The following is a 26,757-nucleotide window of genomic DNA, read 5'->3' as shown; positions in this document are numbered from 1 at the left end:
GTTGATGGTTGTTAGTTGATGGTTATCAGTAATGAGGCCAGTAACAAGCAACCGGCAACTAACAACTATATAAAAATGTTATCATTAGAAATAGTATCACCGGAAGGGCATTTATACAAAGGCAACGCTACATCTGTAACGGTGCCAGGAATAAATGGTGAGTTCCAGATGCTTGACCACCATGCCAATATTGTTTCTATACTGGCTAAAGGCAACATCAAAATAGCGGTTCCTGATTTTAAGACTGTGCAGTTTACTGAGCGTTTTATAAAATCAGACAAAGACCAGAAGTTCTTTTTGCCGATTGAAAGCGGCACACTGGAACTTAAAGACAACAGAATCATTATATTGGTTGATTAAATTCATTTATACTTACTAAATTAACCCTTTTCGGTAACGGAAAGGGTTTTTTGTTTAGTGTATTATGTCAGTAATGTCTAATAATTCAAGCACGGTTATAAGTATGCCTGATGTTCCCAATACTATAAATAGCCAGGGTAAGGCTATGGTATTAAAAGTATTATTTTCAATTACATTATTTGGGTTTAGCGGATCATACAATACTTCAATATGTTTTCCAAGTGTTCTTGGAGGATTTGTTCCACAATCCAGCTCCTGTGTTATCTGCTCATTTTTATCGGTTAAAAAACGTACCACAGGATAATATGTTTCATCACTATCAGAGCCATATTTCCTGTTGTTTTTATAAATTATGGCAGTAGCTTTTTTACCCGATATTTTAAGGTAATTTCTTTTTAACAGCAAATTATTTCCCACCATAATAAACGGCACAGAAATAATAAAAACTATAATTTCATTTATCACGCAGTAATTTTTATCAGCTTTATTTATTGCCTTCTTTTATAACCCGCACAATTTCGTTAATACCATTAACGGTGACCTGGTAATATTGGTTTTCGCCAAATTGAGGCACAAAAACAGCATTTATAATCTCATTGGTTTTTTTATCGCTGAGGTAAGGAATTACATTGGCACCATTAATAATGCGTATGCGGTGGTATCCGGCAGATATGCCTATTATTATACTTTTCTTATCGGCCCCAAGCACATCGCCAGCATGTATAATAATCTCTTCAAAATGTTCTTTTTGGGTTTTTAAGGGGTTTATGGTTACCAAAATTATTTTAATTCCTGTTTCTAAATGATGGCGGTTCATCAGGTCTGTAAGTTGTTCTTCCTGGTAGGGGGTATATAAGTGTTCATAATCGGTTACAATACTTGTAGGCTCGGGTAGTGGTTCTGTATCAGGCGCACTTGTGGCAGCCTGCGGATTGGTTTGGGCAATGCCACTTATGCCAAAAAACAGTAATAACAGTATATAAATATCCTTCATAAAAATAAGTTCTGTACAACAAACGCCTGCAATACCGGCTTATTGTGCTGTAGCGTACAGCAATAAATGCTTTATAGTGTTTTTATACAATACAAAGCTATAAATAATTCGCACTGCATATTGCCCCGGTGTTTTATAAAATTTTAAATAAGCAGATTTAAGGTGCCCTGTTGCTAACTTTTTTTATTTTTGGATTTAAATTAAAACCAATGAACCAAGCTGTAAAAGGCACTGCACTGCCTACAAAGCCACATTATGCCATATTGGATGGCCTGCGGGGCATAGCTGCCCTTATGGTAGTAGCTTTTCATATATTTGAAGCTCATGCCACATCGCACCAAGACCAGATTATAAACCACGGATACCTTGCGGTTGATTTTTTCTTTATGCTGTCGGGGTTTGTGATAGGCTATGCTTATGATGACCGTTGGGGTAAAATGAATATTGCCGGATTTTTTCGCCGCAGGCTTGTACGCTTGCAGCCTATGGTGGTTTTTGGTATGGTTGTGGGTGCCGTACTGTTTTATTTGCAGGCCAGCCCGTGGATGCCAAAGGTAGCCGAAACGCCTGTGTGGAAACTTATAATAGTTACCCTTATAGGCTGCACATTATGGCCGCTGACCCCCTCGCAGGAAATTAGGGGGTGGGGAGAAATGCACCCGCTCAACGGCCCGGGATGGTCTCTTTTTTATGAGTATATAGCTAATATATTTTATGCTCTTTTTGGCCGCAGGCTTAGCAAGGCAGCACTTGCTGTATTGGTGTGTCTTTCGGCTGTTGCGCTGGTATATGTTGCTGTTTTTGGTAAAAACGGAGATGTGGTAGGCGGTTGGGAGCTTTCTGCAAGTGGCCTGCAAATTGGGTTCAGCCGTATGATGTTTCCCTTTTTTGGGGGGCTGTTGCTGTTTAGGGTGGTAAAGATAAAGTCGGTACATCGCGCTTTTCTATGGTGCAGCCTGCTATTGGTAATCATACTTGCCCTGCCCAGGCTGGGGACCGAAAAAACATTATATATTAATGGACTTTATGAAAGTGCGTGTATAATTTTATTATTTCCGCTAATTGTGTATATGGGGGCCGGGGGTGGCATGCCCGGAGGGCTACAGGGCAGGCTATGCAGGTTTTTGGGTGATATCTCGTACCCGCTATACATAACACATTACCCGCTTATATACATTTACTGGGCGTATGTTGAACGAAATACGGTTGATGGAAACCGCCCATCCTTAAATGATGCCTGGCCTTATATGGTACTTGTTTTTGCTGGTTCGCTTGTACTGGCTTACGCCGCACTTAAACTCTATGATGAGCCGGTGCGCCGTTTCCTTAAAAGAAAAAAGAGGCAGTAAAAGTTTGTTCTGTTTAAGGGCGCATATCATTTCCACATCGTTTTAAATGGCGTGAGATACCACCGCCATAAGTAAGCTGCCCGTTAATTAAATGGATTGATAAATTGTACGTGCCGTATGAGGTAAATTTAATCCCGGAACCTATGCCTAACGATTCCTTATGGGTTTTTCTGGGAACGCCACCCACCATTGCAGAGAAATTAATATAAGGGGTGTTGCCTAAAACATGTATAGATCCCACCTCAATAAGTTTAGATTCGCCAATGTTAAGCGAGTCATAATTATGGTCTTTAATTATAATATTTTCCAGGTTATGGCCTGTTGAATTGTACAGGTTAATTTTTACCTGCGCCTGGGCGAATAGATTGCAAAATATAATAGTAAATAAAGTAAACAGGTGTTTCATAGGGTAATTGGTTTGTAAAAACCTTCTCAAAAATGCTGCCAGATTTAAAAGTATTTTGTTTATACCTCCGTAACTTCCATTATCAAGTACCTGTGTAAGGCAAGAAATAATTATTATAATAGGGCTGTTTTTTGTACTTTCGCTTACTTTAATTGGTAAACCAGATGCTGCGAAAACTATTCCGTTTTGTCCTGAAATTATTCCTGTGGTTCTTTGTGTTATCGGTAGTATCAGTACTGCTTTTCCGTTTTGTACCTGTACCGTTTACACCGCTAATGATAAGCCGGGCTTTTGAACAAAAGGCTGACGGAAAGGAAATGCACAGCAGCCACGACTGGGTGCCAATTAGTGAGATATCGCCAAACCTGCAAAAAGCGGTTATTGCGAGTGAAGACGACGGTTTTCTTACCCACCATGGTTTTGATTTTGATGCCATGTACAAAGCCTATAAAAACAATAAAAAGGGTAAAAAACTAAAGGGGGGCAGCACTATAAGCCAGCAAACGGCTAAAAATGTTTTTTTATGGCAGGGGAGGAGTTACCTGCGTAAAGGCCTTGAGGCTTATTTTACAGTACTTATTGAGTTGTTGTGGAGCAAAGAACGTATTATGGAGGTGTATTTGAACAGTATTGAAATGGGCGACGGGGTTTATGGCGCGCAGGCAGCGGCACAGCACTGGTACCATAAAGATGCTGCCAGCCTTACCAAATACGAAGCCGCAGGCATTGCCGCCATATTACCCAATCCGTTCCGTTTTAGGGCAACCCGTTCATCAGGCTATATTGAAAGGCGTAAAGGCAGGATAATAAAGCTGATGCGCTATGTAGAACTGAAATACGAATAATGATACGTTTTTGCGTTATTATTGCCTTTTTTGCTTACTGCCCTGTCTTTGCACAGCATGTTTCTGAAATAGGCCTTGTATCTGATAACGACTCCTATACTTCTTTTTATAACGATCAATATTACACCAACGGGATAGAAATATTTTACCGTACACTTGGCACACCCCGAGCCGAAGATGTAGCTAAGGTGGTAAATGAATTTAAAATAGGACAATATATTTACAACCCTCAATCGGTACGTGCGCGCGAAATAGAGGTACATGACAGGCCTTTTGCCGGTTACCTGTTTGCAGAGGCAGGCATCAATACATTTTTTAAAAATGAAAGTGTTTTAAAAGTGGCGTTTCAGGCCGGGGTTGTGGGGCCGGAATCCTATGCGAGGCAATTTCAGGAAGGCCTGCATAAGGTGTTGGGTTTACATACCGTGCACGGCTGGAATTACCAGATAACCACCACCCCTGCATTGCAGTCGCGTATTTTTTATAGCCATAAAATACTGCCCAAACGCTATCATGAAAAAACAGATTTTTACCTGCAGGGAGAAGTTAATGCCGGCACAATATGGCTAAGTGCATCAGTAGGGGCCATGGTGCGTCTTAGCCTTAAAGATAATTTGCTGCCCATATACGAAAGTGCTTTGCATAATGCTACACTTACGGCTAATAAAGATGTTTATGCTCATAGGGAAGAACTGTTTATATATTTTAACCCTAACCTGCAGTACATGGGGTTTGATGCTACCATACAGGGCAGCCCGTTTAATAATGACAGCCCGGTTACTTTTCCGCTTATACCATTACGGTTTAATGCCGAGGCAGGCATTAAATACGCGCGTAAACGTTGGAATTATGGTTTTTCTTTCAACTACCGTGGTAAAGAATTAAGCAATAATGTTATTACCGGGTTTTATTATGGCTCTGTAAAGCTGGGCTATATTTTGTTTTAGCATGATACACCTGCCATTGCCCAAAGTAATAATATTACAGGCATTGCAGGTATTGTAACCAATAAAAGGCTATATAGCCAGAAAAACTTTGGGCGTACCAGTAGCACAGCAATTAGTAGTGCTAAATTTATAAATGCTGACCCAAAAAGTATAACAGGATAAAAAATATCCAGATTATAGTCTGTTTTAAAAAGAATGAGTACTACAGGTAGTAGTATAAGAATTGTAACTTCTGCGCCAAGTATTAACCTTGTAAATTTTACCAGTTGGGTTTTATCGGTTAGTATAGTCATAAAGTGTATAATAAAAAGCAACACCAGGCTTTTTTTTAAGTGTTGCTTTATGTATGCAAATGTATTATATAAATCAGTCAATAAAAAGAGGTTTATATTTTTGCCGGTATTTATAGAGTAAAATTCCGTTTAGGCCTACCACCAAAATGGCTGTGCCAATAGCGGGCACATCAAGAAAAAGGTGAAATAATAAAATATTTAGTGATAAAGGCACTAACAAAAATAGTGCAAATGGTACCCAAAGCTTTAATATAAGCAATAGCCCAATTATAATTTCGAAAATTGCGACGACCGTAAGAATATAACCCGTATCAGCAAGTGAATTTAAAAAGTCAGCAGCTTGTTCTGGCGGGTGGGGAAGCGGGATGAAGTTATAGATTTTATTGGCACCAAAAACAATCAGGATTGTGCCTAAAGCGATCCTTACTATTTGAGTAAATTTTGAATACATAGGCAAAAGTGTTAAGGTTGATAATTGCTTAATTTTTACCTAAGTTAAAAAATAAATATGTAATATTTTAAGATTTCTTTAAGAAATTAACCTACAATACCCTGTGGAACATATTTGGTTAACAACACACAGGATATTGTAGGTAAAAGATTACTCCACTGTAACAGGAAAAATAACTTCTGCATCGGTACCACCACCGGCGTTGGTAATGTCTCCGCCAGGAACTCCCTGACCTGATTTGTTTGGCAGGTGGCGTAGTGTTATGATTAAGTTACTGCTCACAGGGTTTTGGGCAGCGGTATAGGTAAAATGCAGTCCCACCGGGTGGCCATTAGCATCAGTATCATCATATACAAAGTTACCCAGCCCGTTTTGCTGGAAAAATATCTGGTGGTCTACCGCTTCTTCATGAATCTCGGTAGTAATATCCTCAGCAGGGCTTTCCATTTCGTTTAAAAAAGTTACTGTGCCATCATAGACTGAGCCGACAGAAAAATTACCAGAAACCGTAACCACCGGGGCATCAGGCCCGTCACCATCAAGGTCGCGTGAGGTTAATATTACAGCATTGCCTCCGGCTTCGGGGGTAAACGTAGCTGTTACGGTAGTAATTACTTCCTCCTCATTAACAGGTCCGGAATCGTCATCGTTACTGCATGAAGCAAGTGTGATAAGGCTTAGTGCAGCCATAGCTGCGAATTTTACATTTCTCATAGGTATAAAATTTATGGATTAATAATTTAATTTTAATTGTAGCTGAATGTTACGCCCCGGCTCATCGGTATAGAGCCGCTGGCGGTTGAGGTAGTCGCGGTAGGTGGTATTAAAAAGGTTATACACAGATACTTTTACCGCAAGCCCTGTTTTGTTTCCCAGTTTAAAATTGCATCCGCTGCTTAAATGTAAAAGATGGTACCCCGCGGGGGGTGTACTGATGTTTACATAGGTAGGCACTAATGCCCCATCCTGTGGTACATCGGCATAAAAATTATAATTGGGATATCGCTTTTGAGTAAAAATTGCCTCGCTTTGCAATTCAGCAAAGGCCTCGTGCCAACCGATCCAGGTATAACGTATTATGTTGCTAATGTTTGGTGGGGGCATATCTATAAGGGCAGTATTACTGCTGCTGTTTTGTCCATATACATAAGCACCGTTAAAGGTATATTGCAGGTGATTGTTTAAGGCATACCCTACATGCACATCAGCCCCGGTTAAAAGCGCATTAGTTTGCCTGTAATGGTATACAGGAAATGTGCCGCGGTTGGAATACTCAACCTTGGTGGGCTGCAGGTATATAAAATTGCGGATGGAATTAATATAAGGCGTAACCTCAAAAGTAAAATCGCCTTCGGTTTTTAGCAGGGTAGCCGAAGCTTTAACCGACTGCTCTTTTTTTATGCGTAAGTCGCCCAGCTCTATTGTGGCGTTGCCATGATGCAGGCCATCGCTAAAAAGCTCGCTGGGGTTGGGGTTGCGCATAGCAAGGCTGAGGTTCCCTAACAGGTTTATGCTGTGGTTAAATTGCTTGCGCAATCCCAGGCTTGCCGAAACATTGTGATAGGTAAATTTAGGATTGGTAAGATATTGGGAGCCGTAATCTTTTACAATGATATTATCAAAAGAGCCATTGTCATAGCCTAAATCATCCCAACGGGAAATTTGGTAGTATTTATCAGCATCTACATGGCTAAAATCATAGCGCAAACCGGCCTCGCCTGTAATACTGTTGGCAAAATGATGCGTGTAAATGCCATAAGCCCCGGCATCGTACTTGGTGTAATTGGGTATAAGTGGGCGTACACCTGTATCTGGGCTGGCATTGTTATGCTGGTAAGCAGCACTAATGCCTGCTTTGTACGTTTCGTCACCCTGTTCTTTTTTCCAGTCGGCATTGGCAGAGTGGGTAACCAGTGTTAAATCTAACGCAGGCACATCAGCTAAAGCCCCCCGGCGTATATCATACTCTTTTCTTTTGTTAAGCTGAAAGGCATATTGCAGCGAAAGGGTTTGGTTATCTGTAATATTACGTTTGTAATTTAACTTTGCCAGGTGGTGTTGCAATTGCTGTTTCGGCACGCCAATAGCATGCGTAAAGGGGCGCACTACACTGGGTTCCTGGCTGTTTATGGCTCGTACTAAATCGGCCACATTACCAATATGGGTGGCTGCCGCAATACCTATTTCGGCATTATAAAAGCTGTAAGAAGCCCCTAACAAATAATTGTCCCCCAGATATTTTACATTTCCGGCAAAGTTGCCCTCGCGGTTGCCGCTGTTAGATATTACATAATCCGGCGCCTGCCTGTCACCCATATACTTTAGCGTCCCATTTACATTATATGCCCAGCCGCTTTCTGCACCTTTATGCAGGCTGCTGCTTATGGCACCCCCACGCCCGTTGCTATTTGCTGTAAGCAATGTTTTGCCAAACAGCGTATCTTTAAGCACTGATAACGGCTCTACCAATACCAACCCGCCTACGGCATCGCCACTGTATTGCAGCCCGGCTGCACCTTTAATTACTGTAACCTTTCCGGCAGCATTAATATCAATATTCGGGGCGTGCTCAGCACCCCATTGCTGGTCTTCCAGCCGCACCCCATTACTAAAAACCGGCACGCGGCTGCTGTGCAGCCCGTTAATAACGGGTTTTACTATGGCACTACCGGTTTTAAGCGTACTTACACCGGGTATCTCCCTTAGGGCATCACCCAATGTGGCACTGCTGTATTTTTCTATCTGGTCCTGTTCCAGGCGATTTTCATGGGTAGTATTCTGGGTAGTATAATTTTCTGTCAGTACAACCTCTTCCAGTTGAGTGGTTTCAGGTTTCAGCTGCACATTGAGCGTAATATCTTTATAAATATCAACAAGTGTATCAAGGCTTTTGTAGCCTATATATGAGGCCACAATGCGGTGTTTACCTGTTGGTACACTGCCTAATGTATAGCTGCCATCGGGCATTGTGACTGTATGGTTGTTGTCTAAGTGAATATGGGCGCCGGTTAAGGGCTGATTCAGGCTTGTAGTAACAATGCCCGACAGCGTATGCTGGGCGAATGTATACCCGCTTACTGCCAGCAAGAGCAGCATAAAATATATCTTCATGAAAAATAGGGATTTAGTATAATACCTCTAAGCCGTTGTACAACAGCAGTATTGTAAAAGAATAGCCTATAGCAAGCTAATTGATGTAATATACCAGGAAATTTACCGGCATATTACAGTAGCCAGATTGCAAGGTTAAAAAGCTTATTCTTTAAGGTTATACTAAAGCAGGTGGGGCACGAAGGGCAAACAGGCTACCCTTAAAGGCTGGTGAGCCTTCTATACTGTTAAAGCTATAGGGGATAGCTTTAAAAGGGAAATCTAACCGTAAGCAGAATTGCTCTGGCGCTATAAAAAAATCAAAATGGAAATGGCAGATGGAACAATCATCATCATTATCAGCGTGGTGCTGTACACCAAACTTTTTTATTTCCTTATTTTGAACATGGCTGTGCGTGTGCTTATGGCTAAAGGCATGAAAAGACTGAAAGGCTGTTGTAAACAAAACAACAGCCATAAGCGTAAGGTTAAATAACGCAAACTTTCTCTTCATGAGGGCAAAGGTAATAAAGAATACTTTATAAATGCAACTGTGTTGCGTTTAATTCTGCAAACTTTTCGCGTACTTGCCTTTCCAAATCTTTAAAACTGCATTGGAGTGTGTTTGATGTTATAGCAATAGGCGTGTCATACATTTTCATATTTGCCTGTTGCAGCTTTTTTTTAAGCCCTTTATTTCTATTAATATACTCCTGGGGATTAGTTACAAAAATCAATAAAAATGCTGTAGATTTTATTTGTTCTGTTTTTATTTGAGTTATATCTGTCCATTTTATTAGGCCAACGCTACCTGCATTAGAGTTGTCTAAAATGCCGTCTTCATCAATAGCTACCCCTATTTTTTTATCGAATAGCTTTATCATACCGTAAATACCCACTATTCCAAAAAATAATATTGCCAGCCACCCCACTATTGTAACTACTATAGGGTTAAATTTAGTTTGCTCCTCTGCCAAATTTAAAAGATATATCCCTGTAGTGACAAACAGTATCGCGCCTCCAATTCCAAAAAGTAACTTTGATTTATTTAAAGGTATTTCAATTTTTTCCATACAGCATTTTAGATTCTGATTATAAAAAAACCTGCAATGCTTATGGCGCTGCAGGTTATAAATATAGGCTAAAAGTATTATACTAACCTGTTATCTACAAGGTATTGTGCGATTTGTACTGCATTTGTGGCAGCGCCTTTGCGTAAATTGTCGGCTACTATCCACATGTTAAGCGTATTAGGCTGGGTTTCGTCGCGGCGCAGGCGGCCCACAAAAACATCGTCTTTACCCTCGGCATACAACGGCATAGGGTATTCAAAAGCAGCTATATTATCTTGTATTGTAATACCTGAAGTTTCAGCGAGTAGCTGACGCACTTCCGCAAGATCAAAATCCTTTTCAAACTCCACATTTACACTTTCGCTATGCCCGCCCACAGTAGGTATACGCACGGTAGTAGCAGTAACTTTTATAGCATCATCACCCATGATTTTTTTGGTTTCACGGGTCATTTTCATTTCTTCTTTAGTATAGCCGTTTTCTTCAAATACATCTATTTGCGGAATAGCATTGCGGTGTATAGGGTATTTATAAGCCATTTCGCCCTCAATACCGGCATATTCATTTTCTAACTGGCGTACGGCTTTTACCCCGGTACCTGTAACGCTCTGGTAGGTAGATACCACTACGCGTTTAATAGTATATTTTTTATGAAGCGGCGCCAAGGCCAAAACCATTTGTATGGTAGAGCAGTTGGGGTTGGCTATAATTTTATCTTGTTTAGTAAGGGTATCGGCATTAATTTCGGGCACTACCAGTTTTTTTGTGGCATCCATACGCCACGCACTGGAGTTGTCTATAACGGTAGTCCCTGCTTCTGCAAATTTTGGCGCCCATTCTTTAGAAGTATCGCCCCCGGCAGAAAATAATGCTATTTCCGGTTTCATAGCAACAGCGGTTTCAAGGCTTACCACTTTATAAGCAGTGCCTTTAAAAGTAACTTCTTTGCCCACTGAGCGCTCTGAGGCTACGGGAATTAATTCAGTAACCGGGAAGTTTCTTTCTTCCAGAACTTTAAGCATCACTTCGCCTACCATTCCGGTAGCGCCTACCACTGCAACTTTCATAGTATAATTGTTATTAATGATTTATGTAGTGGCAAAATTAGTTATAAAAGTATTCTGATGGCTAAAAATATAACAAAGAAAAACCGCCCTGTAGGGGCGGGTTTGTTAGGAATTTTTTTAAAATATATAGTGTAGCGGAAACTTCATAACTTTTTGTTATATTTAAAACAAAATAAGCTTACTGCTTTTGGCTCTTTATGGCATCACGAATTTCCATAAGTAATTGCTCTTCTGCCGAGGGTGCAGGTGGTGCTGCCGGTGCCGGTGCTTCTGCTTCTTTTTTCTTGGTTTTTTGGTAGGCCCTTAATAGCATAAAAATACAGAAACCGATTATAATAAAGTTGATAATCAGCTGAATAAAATTACCGTAATTGATAGATACCGCATCCACTGCAGGAATGGTTTCCCCGTTGATAACCTGCTCCGGTACGCCTTCTTTTAATACATATTTAAGTTCGGTAAAGTCAACATTGCCCAATAAAAGCCCTATAGGGGGCATTATAATGTCATCTGTAAACGATTTTACAATACTACTGAATGCTGCACCAATTACAACCGCTGTAGAAAGGTTTACAATATCGCCCTTCATTAAAAAGGCTTTAAAATCTTTAATAAATGCCATACGCTAAAGTTTTTGTTAGTTTTTGGTTTTTTGATGAAAGGCTAAGTTACAAATTCAATATTATTCTTTGTAAAATATTCTCTTAACACGCTGTGAAATACTTGTTAAAACCTCGTATGGGATGGTTTCTAATGCCTGGGCAATTTCTACTACAGTAGGTGCAGCGCCAAATATTATAGCAATATCTCCCTCTTTACAGTCGATACCGGTAACATTTACCATCATCATGTCCATACTTATGGTTCCGGTAATTTCAGCTTTTTGATTGTTTATCACTACATAACCGCCTTTACGACCCCACGCCCTGGGAATGCCATCGGCATAACCAATGGGTAGTGTGGCTATTTTTGTTTTTTGCTGTGTAATGTAACGGCGGCTATAGCCTACACCTTCACCAGGATCAATATCTTTTATTTGCAGTATGGTTGTTTTAAGAGTACCTACGGTTTGTAGCTGCTGCCTTTCGAAGGCATCATTGCCTACACCATAAATGCCAATACCCAGCCGTACCATATCAAACTGTGCCTCGGGGTAGTTATACACCCCGCTGGTGTTAAGTATGTGGCGTATGGGTTTGATATTCAGTTTCTCAATAATAGATGATGAAATCTTATCAAACAGTGCTATCTGTTTCAGGGTAAAATCGCGATATTCCGGCACATCGCTTGATGAAAGGTGTGAGAAGATGCTTTTAACTGCCACTAAGTTGTTGTTTTGCAGCAGTTGTATAAGCTCATCAACCTCATGCTCCATAAAGCCAAGGCGGTGCATGCCGGTATCCAGCTTAATGTGTATGGGGTAGTTGTTAAGGTTACGCTGCCGTGCCATAGCTATAAAGTCCTGTAACTCTTTTGCAGAATAAATTTCAGGCTCCAGATTGTAGGCTGCCATAGCCGCAAAAGCGCTATTTTCGGGGTTCATTACAATAATGGGCAGGGTAATCCCGGCATGGCGCAGGGCAATGCCTTCATCTGCAAAGGCCACGCCAAGGTAATCTATTTTATGGTGGGCCAGTATCTTGGCAATTTCATAACTACCGCTGCCATAGCCAAATGCCTTAACCATAGCCATAACCCTGGTTTCGGGCTTTAGTTTAGACTTATAATAATTCAGGTTGTGTACTATAGCGTTGAGGTTGATTTCCAGTACGGTTTCGTGGGTTTTTTCTTCAAGCAAAACCACAATTTCCTCAAAACGAAAATTCCGTGCACCTTTTATGAGTATAGTTTCGTCTTCAAAAGTATTTTCATTTAACCGCGATAAAAACTGCTTTGTAGTTTTATACGGGTAAAAATCATGGAATTCAGCCAGCTTCTTGCTGATGGTGCGCCCAATACCTATTACGCGGCTAATGTTGTGTGCCGAAAGTAGCCTGGCCACTTTGCGGTACAGTTCATCAGTCTCAAAACCGCTCTGGAAGATATCAGATAATATTACGGTAGTTTTTTTATGGGTTTTGTGCTGCTCTAAAAAGTCGAGCGCTATTTTAAGTGATTGGTAGTCTGAATTATAACTATCGTCAATAATAGTGCAGTTGTTATTGCCATTTTTAACCTGAAGTCGCAGCTCAACCGGATAAAGTGCTGAAAGCCTGGTTCCTATTACTTCAGGTGTGTAGCCCATATACAGCAATACCATAAGGCAGGTAATGGCATTTTCTATAGAAGCCTCATCCGTAAAAGGGATAGTTATTTCAAAACCAGACAAATAACTTGCCTTAATAACGGTGCTTCCCGATTGTTTTTTAAGGCCTATTTTTACATCGGCCCCTTCTTCAAAACTCCAGGTAAAAGTCTTGCTGCCGGGGTTGAGTAAGGCCTGCACATCATCACTCTTTTGTAAGATAATTACTTCGGTATTTTTGAAAATCTTTAACTTTTCGGCTATTTTTTGAGCACGTCCTGTGAAACCTTCGTCATGGGCCTGGCCAATATTTGTAAGCACACCAATAGCAGGCCTGATGATGGGTTCCAGCTTTTCCATTTCGCCAACTGTAGAAATACCCGCTTCAAAAATACCAAAGTTATGTTTTTGGTTAATGCCGATAACCGATAAGGGCACCCCAACCTGGCTGTTGTAACTTTTAGGGCTGCGGATGATGTTATAATCGGGGCTCAGTAAAAAATTAAGCCATTCTTTAACAATGGTTTTTCCGCTGCTGCCTGTAATGGCAATAACCGGAAAACTGAACAGCCCACGGTAGTACACTGCAAAATCCTGTAAGGCCTTCAGTACATCGGGCACCACAAAAAAGTTAGCTGCACCCTGTGCCTGTTCCGGGATATGGCTTACTACAAAATTCCGTACACCCTTTTCTGTCAGGGCAGGTATAAAGTTGTGGCCGTCACGGTTTTGGCCTTTCAGCGCAAAAAACAAGGTGCCGCTGTTGTTTTGTAAAGACCGGCTGTCTATAGACACATTGTCTATTTCCATATCCGGTATAACTCCTTCAAAACGGGCATGTATGGCCGGGGTAATATGTTTTATGTGGATGCTCAAGGTAGTAAAGAGAAATTATATATGTATTTTAAAAGATATTATCGCAAATCTTTTTTTGACGCGTCCTTACTTTCCCCCTGTTTTTTTATAGCTTCATAATAAGCAGCGCGGCTCAGGGGCTCATATTCTTCGGTTTCGCCCAGTAAAACCAGCTTGTCATTATTCGCTTTTCGGAAACTGTAATTGGCCAGGTTGCCCGTGCGTGTGCATACGGCATGTACTTTGGTCACATATTCGGCAGTAGCCATAAGTGCCGGCATAGGGCCAAAAGGGTTACCTTTAAAATCCATATCAAGCCCGGCTACAATAACACGTATGCCGCTGTTGGCAAGGTCATTACACACCGTTATTATTTCTTCGTCAAAAAACTGGCCTTCATCAATACCCACCACATCACAGCCCTGCGCCAGCAACCGTATTACCGAGGCCGATTCTACCGGGGTGCTGCGTATTTCGTTGGCATCATGAGATATTACCATTTCATCATGGTAACGGGTATCTATAGCGGGCTTAAAAATTTCAACTTTTTGTTTTGCAAATTTTGCCCGTTTCAGGCGGCGTATCAGTTCTTCCGTTTTACCGGAAAACATAGACCCGCAGATTACCTCTATCCACCCAAACTGTTCTTTATGATTTACTGTATTTTCGAGAAACATTTTGTATCTTAAGGCTGTAAAAACAGAAATGTTTTGTGTTACTTTGTATTGAAACAAATTTATTAAAAAACTATTGCGCCACCCCTTATTATCCTAAAAGTTATGAAGAAAAAGTTAGAAGGTGAACTGATAAGCATTGCACACCGGGTACTTAAATTAAAAAATAAATCGCAGCTTGACCAGCTTATGCAGGAAACCCAAAAGTTATACCAGGCACTTGCGGTACTTAAATTTGTTGAAGATAATTTTGGAGAAATAAAACCCGGTACCGAACAGGCATCTGCATTAGGAAAGCTTGAAGAGATATATGGCGTAGCCGAAATTCCTGCAGAAGCAAAACCGGAGGGTAATGCTATAGAAAAGGATAATGCCGCGGAAGAAGCGGAAGAAAAAGAAAATACCGAAACCGAAAATAATGAGGTAGTAGGGGAGCCTGAAATACAGAAGGAAGCTGAAGCAGCACCGGAGCCTGAAGCGGTAGAAGAAGCCAGTAGAGCTATAGAGGAAGAGAAGGAAGAAAAAGAAGAAAAAACTCCCCAAGTAAAAGTTCAGGTAGAAAAACCCGAAGAAGATATTAAGAAGGAGGAAAGTTCTGCCCAGGCAGTATTTACCAATGCGCATGAGAGTAAGGCCGAAGAGGTTGAACAGGCAGCTGATGCTGAGATAAAAACCATTGAGCCGGATGCAAAAGCAAAAACAGATGAGGAAATTTACAATTTTGAGTTTGCTTTTGAGCGTAAAGGTGCCCCGGATGAAAAGGAGGACGTAAAACCGTCCAACGGGCAGATAGGCCTTGAAGATTTTCACAATTATAAAGAACCTGAATTTATAAGAAAGTGTGAGGAGGAGAAAACATCTGCGCAGGCTGAGGAGCAGACAGAGGGCGAAAATGACGACTGGCGTAACTGGGAACCTTCTAAATCGCCCTACGGTAATAAGACAGAAACACCCAAACCAGAAACAACGGTACAGGAAACCCCAAAAACTGAAACCCCAAAGCAGCCTGAACCGCTTAGGGAAGAGCCAAAAGCTTCACGCTCATTAAACGATAGCCTTGGCAAAGTAATATCTTTAGGGCTTAATGACCGTATTGCTTTTGAAAAGCACCTGTTTGCCGGTAGTAGCGAAGACCTTAACCGCGTAATATCGCAACTGAATACAATAGATAATTTTAAAGAAGCCCAGCGTTTTGTACAGGAACTCATTAAGCCTGATTACAATAACTGGGCAGGCAAAGAAGAATATGAAGAGCGGTTTATGTCGCTTATCGAGAAAAAATACGATTAATGGGTAAACTCTATATTGTACCCACGCCCATAGGCAACCTGGAAGACATGACCTTTCGCGCTATTACAGTGCTAAAGGAAGCAGACTTGATATTAGCAGAAGATACCCGTACCAGCGGCAAGCTTATGAAGCATTTTGATATTGGCACGCACATGCAGAGCCACCACATGCACAACGAACATAAAACGGTAGAAACTATTGTGCAGCGGCTAAAGGGCGGCGAAACCATAGCCCTGATTAGTGATGCGGGTACACCCGCTATTAGCGATCCCGGTTTTTTGCTTACCCGTGCCTGTGTAGAAAATGGCATTGATGTGGAGTGCTTACCCGGCGCTACTGCTTTTGTGCCCGCACTGGTAAACAGTGGCCTGCCTAACGATAAGTTTGTTTTTGAAGGCTTTTTGCCCGATAAAAAAGGGCGCCAAACCCGCTTTTTAGCCCTTGCTGAAGAAATACGGACCATAATATTTTATGTATCACCGCACAAGTTGGTAAAAACCCTTGGCGAGTTTGTGCAGTATTTTGGCGAAGACAGGCCGGTATCGGTATCGCGGGAGCTTAGCAAACTGCATGAGCAAACTGTACGCGGTACAGCAAAAGAAGTACTGGCCCATTTTGAAGCCCACCCGCCAAAAGGGGAAATTGTGGCTGTTGTGGGAGGTAAAGCTACAAGGTAACATCATCTCAATACCGCCGATATGAAGGCTATTCTAATAAAACTACTATTATTCCCGGCTTTAGCTATAATAGTTAGCTGCAATAGCAAACCTTCATATGCCGAACTTGAAAATGAAGTATTTCAGGATATATTTCCCGCGCTTGTAGATTCAGTTTGTATAGACAGGAGAATTTCCTGGGCAATTTTTGATTATTATCCGGGTATGGAGTCAGACAGTGCTAAGCTTGCCCAAAGCCATAAATCACTTGATATAAAAATCAGGAGGATTAAGCAAGACACGGCTAATCTTGTAATTGCAATTGCAGATACACTAGAAGCTTTTGATGACTACGATGCAGTAAAAAAGGAATTTGAGAAAAGGAACTTAATGCCGGATACTATTTCGCCAGAGAAAATAAAATTTGATGTTGCACCTTATCAGGGAAAAACCCAATATAAATTCAGGTATCTTTCAACTTTTCCTGATCGTTATTCCATATGGGGTACTAATTATGATTTTAATTTTGCCGGTGTTTTTAGTTTCTCGCACATAATGTTCGATACAACAAAAACTTTTGCCGTAATGGAAGCAGGATATATGGAGGGAGATTTGGTTGGGGCTGGCGGCGTTGTTTTTCTTGAAAAGAGAAAAGGTAAATGGTATATTGTTGAGGTTATAAATACGTGGGTATCATGATTAAATATCTGATTGGAATTACATTTGTTTTCAGCAATAGGCAAAGCTTTCTATAAATTATTAATTTCAATATCAGGTAAGTTTTGTAATTAAGCAATCTCTGGCAGGAAACTATTATGGAAACCTGGGAAATTAAAAACATTAAGTAACCCGACTATCTAGCCCCCCGCTTACCCAAACCGTGCCGTAATAATGCCATTAAAAAACCCCGAAACTAAAGCCCCGGGGTTACTGATTAGATTATATATAAATGGTTTCTTAAAATTTCATACCTACGCCAAAACCTAATAGCAGCGGGTTAATATCTACTTTAGCAGGAATGGAAAGTCCGGGCGCCAAATTGGAAGCATCTACAGAAACATCAGTCTTTAAAAATATTTTCTTACAGTCTACATTTATAAAAAACGTGTCGTTCAGCATCAGGTCAAAACCACCCTGAAAAGCATACCCAAACGCATTATCATAACTTACATCTTTAACGGTACTGCCTTCGTCAACACTATAAAAAATAGTATAGTTAACTCCGGCACCTACATAGGGCCTGAATACTTTTCCGGGATAAAAGTGGTATTGTACAGTAAGGGTAGGGGGTAACAACCATACACTACCAAGGTCAACATTGGTACTGCTTGGCCCACCAATAGCCGAAATATCCGAGGCTGTGGTATGTACATCATGTTTTGTAGTACCCAGTATCAATTCAGCCGCAATGTGTTTGGTAAAGTAGTACGTAAAATCCAGTTCGGGGATAAACGAGTTAGAAATGGCTACATTGCCGCCAATAGTGCTTATATCTGCACTTTCATCAGGTATAACCCCAACGCCACGCAGGCGGACCTGCCATTTTTTAAAATCGGTTGTATTTTCATCATCCTGAGCCTGCGCCTGATTTAGGCCGAACAACGATAGCGCTATTGCGGCAAAAAGTATTTTTTTCATGTGTATTAGTTTTAATTACACACCAAAATTAGGCACCAAAAAGAGCTTAGAAACTGATATAAATCATGGTTTGTTATGTATTTTCTGAAGGTTAACCAAGCATATTAATTCAGGCAACAGCCCCGGCAGATTTAATGTTCCGTTTACCCAAACGCTCGGCAATAATGGCAATAATAATTATCTGTGAGATATGGTACAGCATCACCGGCAAAATGTAAATACCACCATTGGGGGAGTCGCCAAAAATAACCTTAACCATTACCGAACCGTGTACAAGCGACTTTTTAGAACCGCAAAACAAGGCCGTAATACGGTCTTCGGTAGTAAAGCCTAATGCTTTTGAAAAGCTGTTCATTAAAAACATCACCACTAAAAACAAAATCATAATAGCGGCAAAAAGGTAAGCAAACTGTATCCACTCCAGCCCGGCAAACAAGTTGCTGGTAAACGATTCGCTAAAGCTGGAGTACACTATAAGTACAATAATACACTTATCAAAAGTGCTTATTTTTTTACTGTGCTTTTTGGCAATATGGCCCAGTTTGCCATTTAGCAAAATACCCAGTGTAATGGGTATAATAATCTGCATTAGCAGCTTAGGTAAAATATCCATGAAAGATATCCCCTGAACCTCATTCACAATAAGGCCAATCCATAGCGGGGTTACCGCCAGCCCAATAAGCCCGGAAATGCTCGCATTAAAAATAGCAGCAGGCACATTGCCCTTAGCCAGCGATACCATTACTACTGATGATGATACGGTTGAAGGCAGCGCCGCCATAAAAAACAGCCCTACCCAAAACAATTCGCCAAGCAAATTCACCAAAAGCGGTTTTGCGAGTAGTATCACCACAGGGAAGAGTATAAAAGTACTCAGCTGTATAAGCAAATGCAGTTTGTAATTAGATAATCCTTTTTTTATCTCGCTAAAAGAGAGTTTTAAACCGTAAAAGAAAAAGATAAGTCCAATACCTATATCCGTAACCGTATGCAGGTGTAATATTTCGGGGCCTGTGGGTAACAGATAGGCAACAAAAATGGCAGCAATCAATGCGAAAACAAAGCCGTTGAATTTAATCTTCATAAAGGGGTATTAGCAAGCCGCAAATTTAATGCTATTCCAAATGCGTTTTACGCACTGCCAAAAATTATTTTTGCGTTGTTAGTACTTTTGTGTCTACTTTTGAGAGATAGTTAATTATTATGCGCTGGACCTTTAAACCAAAACCCGATTCTGATAAAGTTAACCACCTTGCCTCGGTTTTAAATGTTGATGCCGTAATTGCATCACTTTTGGTACAACGCGGTATAGAAACATTTGATGAGGCCAAAACATTTTTTCGCCCTTCGTTAGATGATTTACACAACCCATACCTGATGAAGGATATGGATAAAGCTGTAGCACGCATTGAAGCGGCGGTATCAAAAGGTGAAAATATACTGGTTTTTGGCGATTATGATGTAGATGGTACTACGGCAGTAGCATTAATGTCATCATACCTTAAAACTTTTTACCCCAACGTAGCTACTTATATACCCGATAGATATACCGAAGGGTATGGTGTTTCTTTTGCCGGGATTGATTATGCTGATGATAATGCATGCACACTTATTATTGCACTGGATTGCGGTATAAAATCAATAGATAAAGTAGCCTATGCCAAAGCTAAAGGAATAGATTTTATTATATGTGACCACCACCGCCCGGGAGATGAGCTGCCGGATGCTGTAGCCATATTAGACCCTAAACGTGATGATTGCAGCTATCCATATAACGAACTTTGTGGTTGCGGGGTGGGCTTTAAACTGGTGCAGGCCTTAGCAGCCAACCGTAACCGGGGTATAGAGAGCCTTATGCCATATCTTGATTTGGTAGCCACCGCCATTGCAGCAGATATAGTACCTATAACCGGCGAAAACCGTACGCTGGCAAAATTTGGGCTGGAAGTAATAAACAATAGTCCCCGCCCCGGGTTAAAGGCTTTGTTGCAGGGAGTGCATAAGCAAAAACTTACTATTAGTGATGTGGTGTTTATTATTGCACCGCGTATTAACGCTGCGGGGCGTATTAAGCATGGCGGGCACGCAGTACAACTCCTTACAGAATATGATGTGCCGCGTGCCGAATTTTATGCTGCAGAAATAGAAACGTTTAATGCTGACCGTAAAGGCCTTGATAAGCTGATAACCGAAGAAGCGCTTTTGCAAATAGAACAAAACAGCGATCATAATAGGTTTACAACCGTAGTATATGATGAAAACTGGCACAAAGGGGTAATAGGTATTGTGGCATCCCGGTTAACCGAAACCTATTACCGTCCCACACTGGTATTTACCAAAAGTGGCGACAAACTGGCTGCATCGGCACGCTCTGTAAAAGGGTTTGATGTGTATAATGCCTTAGAGGCCTGTGCCGATTGCCTGGAACAGTTTGGGGGGCACATGTATGCCGCCGGGCTAACACTGGATGAATCTCAATATCCTGTTTTCAGGGAAAAATTTGAAAGTGTAGTAGCAGAAAGCATAGATCCTGAATTGTTAATACAGGAAGTAAGTATTGATGCCGAAATTAATTTTGATGATATAACCCCTAAATTTTTCAGGATACTAAAACAGTTTGAGCCGTTTGGCCCCGGTAATATGACCCCTGTTTTTATAACCCGTAATGTTATTGATACCGGTTTTGGTAAAACAATAGGTACTGAAAATACACACCTTCGCCTTTTTGTACGGCAGGAGCATTCAGCCCAGCAAGGGTATGCAGCTATTGGCTTTGGTTTGGCAAAAAAGGCGCAAATGGCCTGCAACGGAGATTTTTTTGATGCAGTATATTCGATAGATGAAAACGAATGGAATGGAGCAGTAAGCCTGCAATTACGCTTGCGTGACATACGTTGTGAGGAATAATACAATGATGTTTTAATATATCAATGCATCAGCTCTTTTAATTAAGAGGCTTCATATACTGTTAATCATTACAGTGTGGTAAACTCTTTTAGTTCAAAATGTTCACCATCAAAAACACCATAGGTAAAATAGCTTATCCAGTCGCCCAGGTTTATATACATTGAATTTTCCCCAACTTTTAATGTCATAGGCAGGTGGCGGTGGCCAAAAACAAAATAATCACGGTGTTTTTGTTGTAGTTTTTTCTTGGCATATAGCACCAGCCATTCATTTTCTTCACCTAAAAATGTAACGTCGCTGTCTCCGGATATTAATTTATTTTTTACCGAAAGATATTGTGCCAGGCGCACTCCTATGTCAGGGTGTAGCCAGCGAAACAACCATTTGGCCAGCGGATTGGTAAAAACCTTTTTCATTCTTTTATATCCCTTATCACCTGGCCCCAGCCCATCGCCATGGCCAATAAAAAATGTTTTGCCGTTAAAGGTAAATTCTTTGGGTTTGTGATATACAGGGATATTTAATTCTTTTTCAAAATAATCATGCATCCAAAGGTCATGGTTGCCGGTAAAAAAGTAAATTTCAATACCACAATCCCGCAGTTCTGCAAGTTTTCCAAGAACCCTTATAAAGCCTTTCGGTACAACCGTTTTGTATTCAAACCAAAAATCAAACAAATCACCAACTAAAAAAAGTGTGCCGGCATCTTCTTTAATTATATCAAGCCATGCAACAAAACGTTTTTCACGGGGAAAACTTTTTTCAGGTGTTGGAGCGCCAAAATGCTGGTCCGATGCAAAATATATTTTTCTATCCATTCCGGAATTTAAATAATGCTGCAAAGATACAAATACAATATTTTATTAATAATGTTAAAATAGTTACTATTTAACTGTTTTGAACAATGTTTTAAATCTATAACATTATAGGCGAATTTTGTTTTTTTTAGTTAAAAATTACATTATGTTTAACAAAGAGGCTTTATAGTATGTTTTTTTTGTTTATTTTCGGATGTTTAAACACAAACGGTTAAATTAAATTCTATGAAAAAAATTACTCTTTTGCTATTTTTCATGGCCTTTACGTTCCAGATGTCGGCACAGCTTGCCGAGGAGGGATTTGAAGGTACATGGACTCCATACCCTGCGCTTGCGGGGTTCGGTGAGGGCAACTACGGCCCGCCGGGATGGTATATCAGGAATGTGGCCCCCAACGGTCCGTCAAAATTCTGGACACAACAGGCCAGTACCTCAGATTACCCTGCATACGGAGGCTCAGGCCATGCAGCCTTCCTTGACCGTGATAATGCACCGGGTACAGGTACCAACCTGACCGAAGACTGGTTGATAACCAAACAGTTTACACTGCCTGAAAATGCTGAACTGCACTTTTTTTCAAGGCTTACCCTTAACAACAACCAGGGGTCTGTTTATGATGTACGTATGGGTACCGACCCAACCGACCCTTCAACATTTATATCACTGATTGACAGCGATGGATGGACAGAACTGGAAATAAACCCGGTACAGCTGGATTATGTTGAAAAAGTAATTGATATAGCCGGTACTGCCGGCGACCAGGTTTATATTGCCTTTATCATGAAAGGCGACCAGATGGACCGTTGGCTAATAGACAACGTAAAAGTGGTTTCAGAATGCCTTGCCCCTACCGAGAGCAGCCTTACGGCCAGTAACTTTGGGGCTACCACAGCTGACCTTAGCTGGGATAACCCCAGTGGGGCTACCAGCTGGGAAGTAGAGGTTGTAGCCGATGACGATGTGCCTGTTGGGCAAGGGGTTGTATACACCGGCACCCTGCCTATAACTGTTGAAAACCTTACCGCCAGTACCTGCTACAAATTTTATGTACGTGCGGTATGTGGCGACGGGGGTACCAGTGACTGGATAGGCCCTGAAAATTTTTGTACAAGTGTTTGTGAAACCAGTGAGCAATGTACCTATGAGTTTATTGTTTTGGACTCTTATGGCGACGGCTGGAACGGCAACACCATGACGGTATCTCAAAACGGCATTACTATGGCTACCATAACTCTTGAAGAGGGAACAGGGCCAGAAACTATAGCTGTTCCATTATGTAATGGGCAGCCTTTTGAATTGTATTGGAACTCAGGAGGCAGCTTTGCTTCAGAAGTAGGCGTGTCTATAGTTAACCCTTTCGCCCAGGTTCTTTATAGCAAAGATCCTGGTGAAGGCTCTCAGGATAGTTTATTATATTCAGGATCTGTAGATTGTGATACTCCTGCATGCTTACCTGTATCGGGCCTTGCAGCAACAAATATTACTACCACTACAGTTGATTTAGGCTGGGGAGGTTTAAGTGAAGGTGATTGGGAATATTACGTAGTTCCTGCGGGCAGCCCTGCTCCTTCGGATACTGATTCTGGTGTATATACCGCCACCAACCCTGTAGTGGGTGTTGATGAAACTACAGCAGGCGAAGCTCTGGAGCCAGATGAAACGTATGAATTTTATGTACGTGTAGTTTGTGATAGTGATACCGGTGATTATAGCACATGGGCTGGCCCTTTTGAATTTACTATGGAGCCTACCTGTCCTAAACCAATAGATGTTAGCATAACAGATATTGGCCTTGATACAGCAACAATAAACTGGACCGAAACAGGTTCGGCTACCCAGTGGGAAGTATATGTAGTTGAGCAAGGCTCTCCTGCACCGGATGATACTACCAGTGGCGTTATGGTAAATGCTGCCCCTCCTTTTGTATATGATATTGACCTTGAATCGGGCACTATATATGATGTATATGTAAAAGCTATATGTACCGAAGATACGGACGAAAGTAAGTGGTCAGACGTGGTAACATTTAATACCCTGATATGTGAGCCCGAAGAGCAGTGTAATTATACTATAAGTATGACTGACAGCTTTGGAGATGGCTGGAATGGTAATACCATGAGCATAATACAGAATGGTATAGTAGTAGCTACCGTAGGGAGTACATTTACAACCGGAAACGGCCCTGTAACAGCTCAGATACCTCTTTGCCCGGATGTAGAGTTTGAAGTATATTGGAATGAAGGAGGATTGTTCGCCAGTGAGGTAGGTTTTGTGCTTTATGATGCTTACCTTGAAGATGTATATACAAAACCTTCAGGTACAGGCTCACCGGGTACTACTTTATATACAGGTATTAGCACCTGTACGCCACCGGCCTGTCCTAAACCACAGAATATAGTAATATCAGGCGTAGGCTTGGATGAGGCCACCTTTGGATGGACAGAGATGGGCAGTGCCACTACCTGGGAGTATTTTCTGCTTCCTTACGGTTCAACTGCACCGGGTCCTGATGATGTAGGTACTACTACTACAGATAATCCATTGACTGTTCCTTCTCTTGATTCTGGTACAACATATCAGTTTTATGTAAGGGCAATTTGTGGAGGAGAAGACGGTAACAGCACATGGAGCGGACCTTTTACATTTACAACCCTTATTCAAAATGATGATTGTGATAGCCCTACAAATGTTCCGGTTAACGAAGGTGTTGATTGTATAGAATATGCAATGGGTACTATTACAGGGGCTACCTCTTCTGATATGTACCAGGATTGTATGTGGACTACACCTGAATATGATGTGTGGTACTCTTTTGAAGCAACAAGTTCAGCACATGTTGTTAGCGTTAATAATGCAGTCGGATCGTATTTTTACTTTGCAGTTTATGAAGGCGATGATTGTGGAGACATGACACAAATTTATTGCGGTTATGATAATCCGGGCTCCATAAATAACCTGACGGTGGGAGAAACCTATTATATTATGGTATTTACCACTTATTTCCCAGACCCTACAGAACCTACCAGCTTTGAGGTTTGTATAAGCACCCCCGAACCACCTATCTATGTTTCAGAAACTGATTATACAGTGCCAGAACTGATACAGGATGTATTTATTGGTTCAGAATGTGCTTATGTTGATAATGTTGAATGGAAAACCGGAGAAGATATAGGTAGTAATGGTATAGGATATTTCCAGAAAAATGAGGCAGACTTCCCGTTTGATAGCGGTATAGTATTGGTGAGTGGAGATGCTGAAACCAATGTTCCAGGCCCGAATGACTTCAATTCATTTGGCGGAGGCTGGGAGAATCAAGAAATAGAAACCCAGCTTGAAGACATATTGGCAAACTATCCTGATTTTACAGGTGGTCCTGGCTCTACACACGGCTCAACTTCTATTAAATTTGATTTCTCTCCGGTAGAAAATATACCACAAGGAGTTCCGTTATTTGATTTCCTTTTTGCGTCAAACGAATATGGTACACCAAGTTTTGAATGTATATATTCGGATGTGTTTGCATTTATATTAACCGATTTGGAAACGAATGAATCTACAAATCTTGCAGTACTTCCAAACGGACAATTAATATTAGTTACCAATATACACCCTGATAACGGCTATTGTGAGGCTGTAAATGAAGAGTATTTTGGCCAGTATATACCTGCCGACGGCGTTACAGGGGCTATAAACCTAAATGGTATGACTGTGCCAATGCAGGCCTTTACGCCTTATGTGCTTGAGGCTAATCACGAGTATAGCATGCAAATGATAATTGCTAATGAAGGTGATGACGGAGTTTCATCGGCTATATTCTTATTAGCAGGAAGTATGAATTTAGGTAACGTGCCATTGGGTGATGACCTTTTAGTTGAAAACAGTACAGCCTTATGTTCTGGCGAAACGTATACATTATCTTCAAACCTTGATCCTGATATATACAGTTTTGAATGGTACCTGGAAGGCGAATTAATTGATGGAGAAACAGGGCCGGATTTAGTTGTTTCTGAATCTGGGGAGTATACACTTGAAGCTACTGCACCTGATACAGAATGTGTTCGTGAAGGTAATGTTACTGTGGAGTTTTATCCTAATATTAATGAAGTTACTTCTCCTCCGGATGACCTTGCAGCTTGTGATGATGATGGATATGATGTTTTTGACCTTGGGCAGAATAACAACATTATACTGGATGGTGTAGAAAATATTGAAGATTATGTAATAAGCTATCACCTTTCTTATGAAGAAGCAGAGAATAATGAGAATCCGCTGCCACTTACTTATGAAAATGTAGTGCAGTATCAGCAAACTGTTTATGTGAGAATTTCTATTTCTGATTGTGTGATTATAAGAGATTTCGATCTTATCATACAGAGTCTTTATCCGGAATTTACTATAACCGAGGATTTTGGTATATGTGAAGGAAGTACTGGAGTTATTGAAGTTACCCCTGGTAATTTTGATCCTGAAGTTGCTACTTACACATGGACACTTGATGATGAAGTTTTAGATCAAACTACTCCTAGTATCACTATAACTGAAGGTGGTGTTTATGAAGTTATTGTAAACAATTTAGGTTGTTTAACACCTGCTTCTGTAACAGTAACAGCAGTTCCCGTGCCTGTGCCTGATGTAATATCAGATGTTACCGAGTGTGATAGCTACCAGTTGCCGGTGCTTACCGTTGGTAATTATTATACAGGCAGCCAGGCTACCGGCGACGCCCTTAGCGCTGGTGATATCATCACTTCGACCCAGATGATTTACATATATGCCCAATCGGCAGAAAACGCTGATTG

General features: G+C 41.0%; 25 protein-coding genes. 9 read left to right on the top strand and 16 right to left on the bottom strand.

What is annotated here, in order from left to right; all coding sequences use genetic code 11:
* The first annotated feature begins 75 nt into the window (after positions 1-75).
* The gene (locus tag ABS766_RS11310) at positions 76-360 is read left to right on the top strand and encodes a F0F1 ATP synthase subunit epsilon (protein ID WP_408085270.1); all 285 of its coding nucleotides are present in this window, start codon (positions 76-78) and stop codon (positions 358-360) included.
* Positions 361-414: 54 nt separating this feature from the next.
* On the opposite strand, the gene ABS766_RS11305 is transcribed toward ABS766_RS11310, so the two are convergent.
* Positions 415-825, bottom strand: a complete 411-nt coding sequence (locus ABS766_RS11305) for a DUF3592 domain-containing protein (RefSeq protein ID WP_408085269.1) — start codon at positions 823-825, stop codon at positions 415-417.
* Between the two features lie 19 nt (positions 826-844).
* Positions 845-1,354 (bottom strand): TPM domain-containing protein, encoded by a 510-nt coding sequence (locus ABS766_RS11300; protein WP_408085268.1) that lies wholly within the window; start codon positions 1,352-1,354, stop codon positions 845-847.
* A 209-nt stretch (positions 1,355-1,563) separates the two neighbouring features.
* Between ABS766_RS11300 and ABS766_RS11295 the strand changes: the two genes are divergently transcribed.
* Complete coding sequence (locus ABS766_RS11295) at positions 1,564-2,703, top strand: acyltransferase family protein (protein ID WP_408085267.1); 1,140 nt, start codon at positions 1,564-1,566, stop codon at positions 2,701-2,703.
* A 13-nt stretch (positions 2,704-2,716) separates the two neighbouring features.
* Here the strand turns inward: ABS766_RS11295 and ABS766_RS11290 are convergent, their stop codons facing one another.
* The gene (locus tag ABS766_RS11290; RefSeq protein ID WP_408085266.1) at positions 2,717-3,109 is read right to left on the bottom strand and encodes a hypothetical protein; all 393 of its coding nucleotides are present in this window, start codon (positions 3,107-3,109) and stop codon (positions 2,717-2,719) included.
* A 164-nt stretch (positions 3,110-3,273) separates the two neighbouring features.
* On the opposite strand from ABS766_RS11290, the gene mtgA reads away from it, so the two are divergent.
* Together mtgA and ABS766_RS11280 are read left to right on the top strand one after the other, a co-directional pair.
* A complete protein-coding gene (gene mtgA, locus ABS766_RS11285; RefSeq protein WP_408085265.1) occupies positions 3,274-3,954 on the top strand; it encodes a monofunctional biosynthetic peptidoglycan transglycosylase in 681 nt (226 codons plus the stop codon).
* Positions 3,954-4,901, top strand: coding sequence for a lipid A deacylase LpxR family protein (locus ABS766_RS11280; protein ID WP_408085264.1), 948 nt, complete (start codon positions 3,954-3,956; stop codon positions 4,899-4,901). The genes mtgA and ABS766_RS11280 overlap by 1 nt, the downstream gene beginning before the upstream one ends.
* Here ABS766_RS11280 and ABS766_RS11275 read toward each other — a convergent pair.
* The 10 genes from ABS766_RS11275 to ABS766_RS11230 all read right to left on the bottom strand — a co-directional run bounded on the left by ABS766_RS11275 (position 4,898) and on the right by ABS766_RS11230 (position 14,652).
* Positions 4,898-5,194 (bottom strand): hypothetical protein, encoded by a 297-nt coding sequence (locus tag ABS766_RS11275; protein WP_408085263.1) that lies wholly within the window; start codon positions 5,192-5,194, stop codon positions 4,898-4,900. The genes ABS766_RS11280 and ABS766_RS11275 overlap by 4 nt on opposite strands.
* Before the next feature lie 73 nt (positions 5,195-5,267).
* Positions 5,268-5,645, bottom strand: a complete 378-nt coding sequence (locus ABS766_RS11270) for a DoxX family membrane protein (RefSeq protein ID WP_408085262.1) — start codon at positions 5,643-5,645, stop codon at positions 5,268-5,270.
* Positions 5,646-5,795: 150 nt separating this feature from the next.
* Positions 5,796-6,359 carry a type 1 periplasmic-binding domain-containing protein gene (locus ABS766_RS11265; protein ID WP_408085261.1) on the bottom strand — a complete coding sequence of 188 codons (564 nt, stop codon included), beginning with the start codon at positions 6,357-6,359 and terminating at the stop codon, positions 5,796-5,798.
* 18 nt (positions 6,360-6,377) lie between these two features.
* The gene (locus tag ABS766_RS11260) at positions 6,378-8,756 is read right to left on the bottom strand and encodes a TonB-dependent receptor (protein ID WP_408085260.1); all 2,379 of its coding nucleotides are present in this window, start codon (positions 8,754-8,756) and stop codon (positions 6,378-6,380) included.
* Between the two features lie 157 nt (positions 8,757-8,913).
* Positions 8,914-9,249, bottom strand: a complete 336-nt coding sequence (locus ABS766_RS11255; RefSeq protein ID WP_408085259.1) for a hypothetical protein — start codon at positions 9,247-9,249, stop codon at positions 8,914-8,916.
* Positions 9,250-9,274: 25 nt separating this feature from the next.
* Positions 9,275-9,808, bottom strand: a complete 534-nt coding sequence (locus ABS766_RS11250) for an STM3941 family protein (RefSeq protein ID WP_408085258.1) — start codon at positions 9,806-9,808, stop codon at positions 9,275-9,277.
* A gap of 77 nt (positions 9,809-9,885) precedes the next feature.
* The gene (locus tag ABS766_RS11245) at positions 9,886-10,875 is read right to left on the bottom strand and encodes an aspartate-semialdehyde dehydrogenase (RefSeq protein ID WP_408085257.1); all 990 of its coding nucleotides are present in this window, start codon (positions 10,873-10,875) and stop codon (positions 9,886-9,888) included.
* A 178-nt stretch (positions 10,876-11,053) separates the two neighbouring features.
* On the bottom strand, positions 11,054-11,497 hold the full coding sequence (gene mscL / locus ABS766_RS11240) for a large-conductance mechanosensitive channel protein MscL (RefSeq protein WP_408085256.1): 444 nt from the start codon (positions 11,495-11,497) through the stop codon (positions 11,054-11,056).
* Positions 11,498-11,557: 60 nt separating this feature from the next.
* Positions 11,558-13,996, bottom strand: a complete 2,439-nt coding sequence (locus ABS766_RS11235; RefSeq protein WP_408085255.1) for a bifunctional UDP-N-acetylmuramoyl-tripeptide:D-alanyl-D-alanine ligase/alanine racemase — start codon at positions 13,994-13,996, stop codon at positions 11,558-11,560.
* A 38-nt stretch (positions 13,997-14,034) separates the two neighbouring features.
* Entirely contained in the window at positions 14,035-14,652 is a 618-nt protein-coding gene (locus ABS766_RS11230) for a thymidine kinase (RefSeq protein WP_408085254.1), read from the bottom strand.
* A 102-nt stretch (positions 14,653-14,754) separates the two neighbouring features.
* Between ABS766_RS11230 and ABS766_RS11225 the strand changes: the two genes are divergently transcribed.
* Genes ABS766_RS11225 through ABS766_RS11215 form a run of 3 tightly spaced genes read left to right on the top strand, consistent with a single transcriptional unit; the run spans position 14,755 to position 17,294 of the window.
* A complete protein-coding gene (locus ABS766_RS11225) occupies positions 14,755-15,939 on the top strand; it encodes a hypothetical protein (protein ID WP_408085253.1) in 1,185 nt (394 codons plus the stop codon).
* A complete protein-coding gene (rsmI, locus tag ABS766_RS11220; protein WP_408085252.1) occupies positions 15,939-16,616 on the top strand; it encodes a 16S rRNA (cytidine(1402)-2'-O)-methyltransferase in 678 nt (225 codons plus the stop codon). The genes ABS766_RS11225 and rsmI overlap by 1 nt, the downstream gene beginning before the upstream one ends.
* 21 nt (positions 16,617-16,637) lie before the next feature.
* A complete protein-coding gene (locus ABS766_RS11215; protein WP_408085251.1) occupies positions 16,638-17,294 on the top strand; it encodes a hypothetical protein in 657 nt (218 codons plus the stop codon).
* A gap of 258 nt (positions 17,295-17,552) precedes the next feature.
* On the opposite strand, the gene ABS766_RS11210 is transcribed toward ABS766_RS11215, so the two are convergent.
* Entirely contained in the window at positions 17,553-18,233 is a 681-nt protein-coding gene (locus tag ABS766_RS11210; protein WP_408085250.1) for an OmpW/AlkL family protein, read from the bottom strand.
* Positions 18,234-18,342: 109 nt separating this feature from the next.
* Positions 18,343-19,317: a bile acid:sodium symporter family protein gene (locus ABS766_RS11205; protein ID WP_408085249.1), complete on the bottom strand. Its 975-nt coding sequence runs from the start codon at positions 19,315-19,317 to the stop codon at positions 18,343-18,345.
* Positions 19,318-19,436: 119 nt separating this feature from the next.
* Between ABS766_RS11205 and recJ the strand changes: the two genes are divergently transcribed.
* Positions 19,437-21,140, top strand: coding sequence for a single-stranded-DNA-specific exonuclease RecJ (gene recJ, locus ABS766_RS11200; RefSeq protein WP_408085248.1), 1,704 nt, complete (start codon positions 19,437-19,439; stop codon positions 21,138-21,140).
* A 68-nt stretch (positions 21,141-21,208) separates the two neighbouring features.
* Here recJ and ABS766_RS11195 read toward each other — a convergent pair whose 3' ends face one another.
* On the bottom strand, positions 21,209-21,958 hold the full coding sequence (locus ABS766_RS11195; RefSeq protein ID WP_408085247.1) for a UDP-2,3-diacylglucosamine diphosphatase: 750 nt from the start codon (positions 21,956-21,958) through the stop codon (positions 21,209-21,211).
* Between the two features lie 225 nt (positions 21,959-22,183).
* Between ABS766_RS11195 and ABS766_RS11190 the strand changes: the two genes are divergently transcribed.
* The coding region (locus tag ABS766_RS11190) for a choice-of-anchor L domain-containing protein (protein ID WP_408085246.1) at positions 22,184-26,757 on the top strand (4,574 nt) is incomplete at its 3' end.

Origin of the sequence: Flavobacterium rhizosphaerae (genome assembly GCF_046000445.1) — a bacterium.
GTDB lineage: Bacteria > Bacteroidota > Bacteroidia > Flavobacteriales > Flavobacteriaceae > Flavobacterium > Flavobacterium rhizosphaerae.
This window is presented reverse-complemented; position numbering and strand designations above follow the sequence as displayed.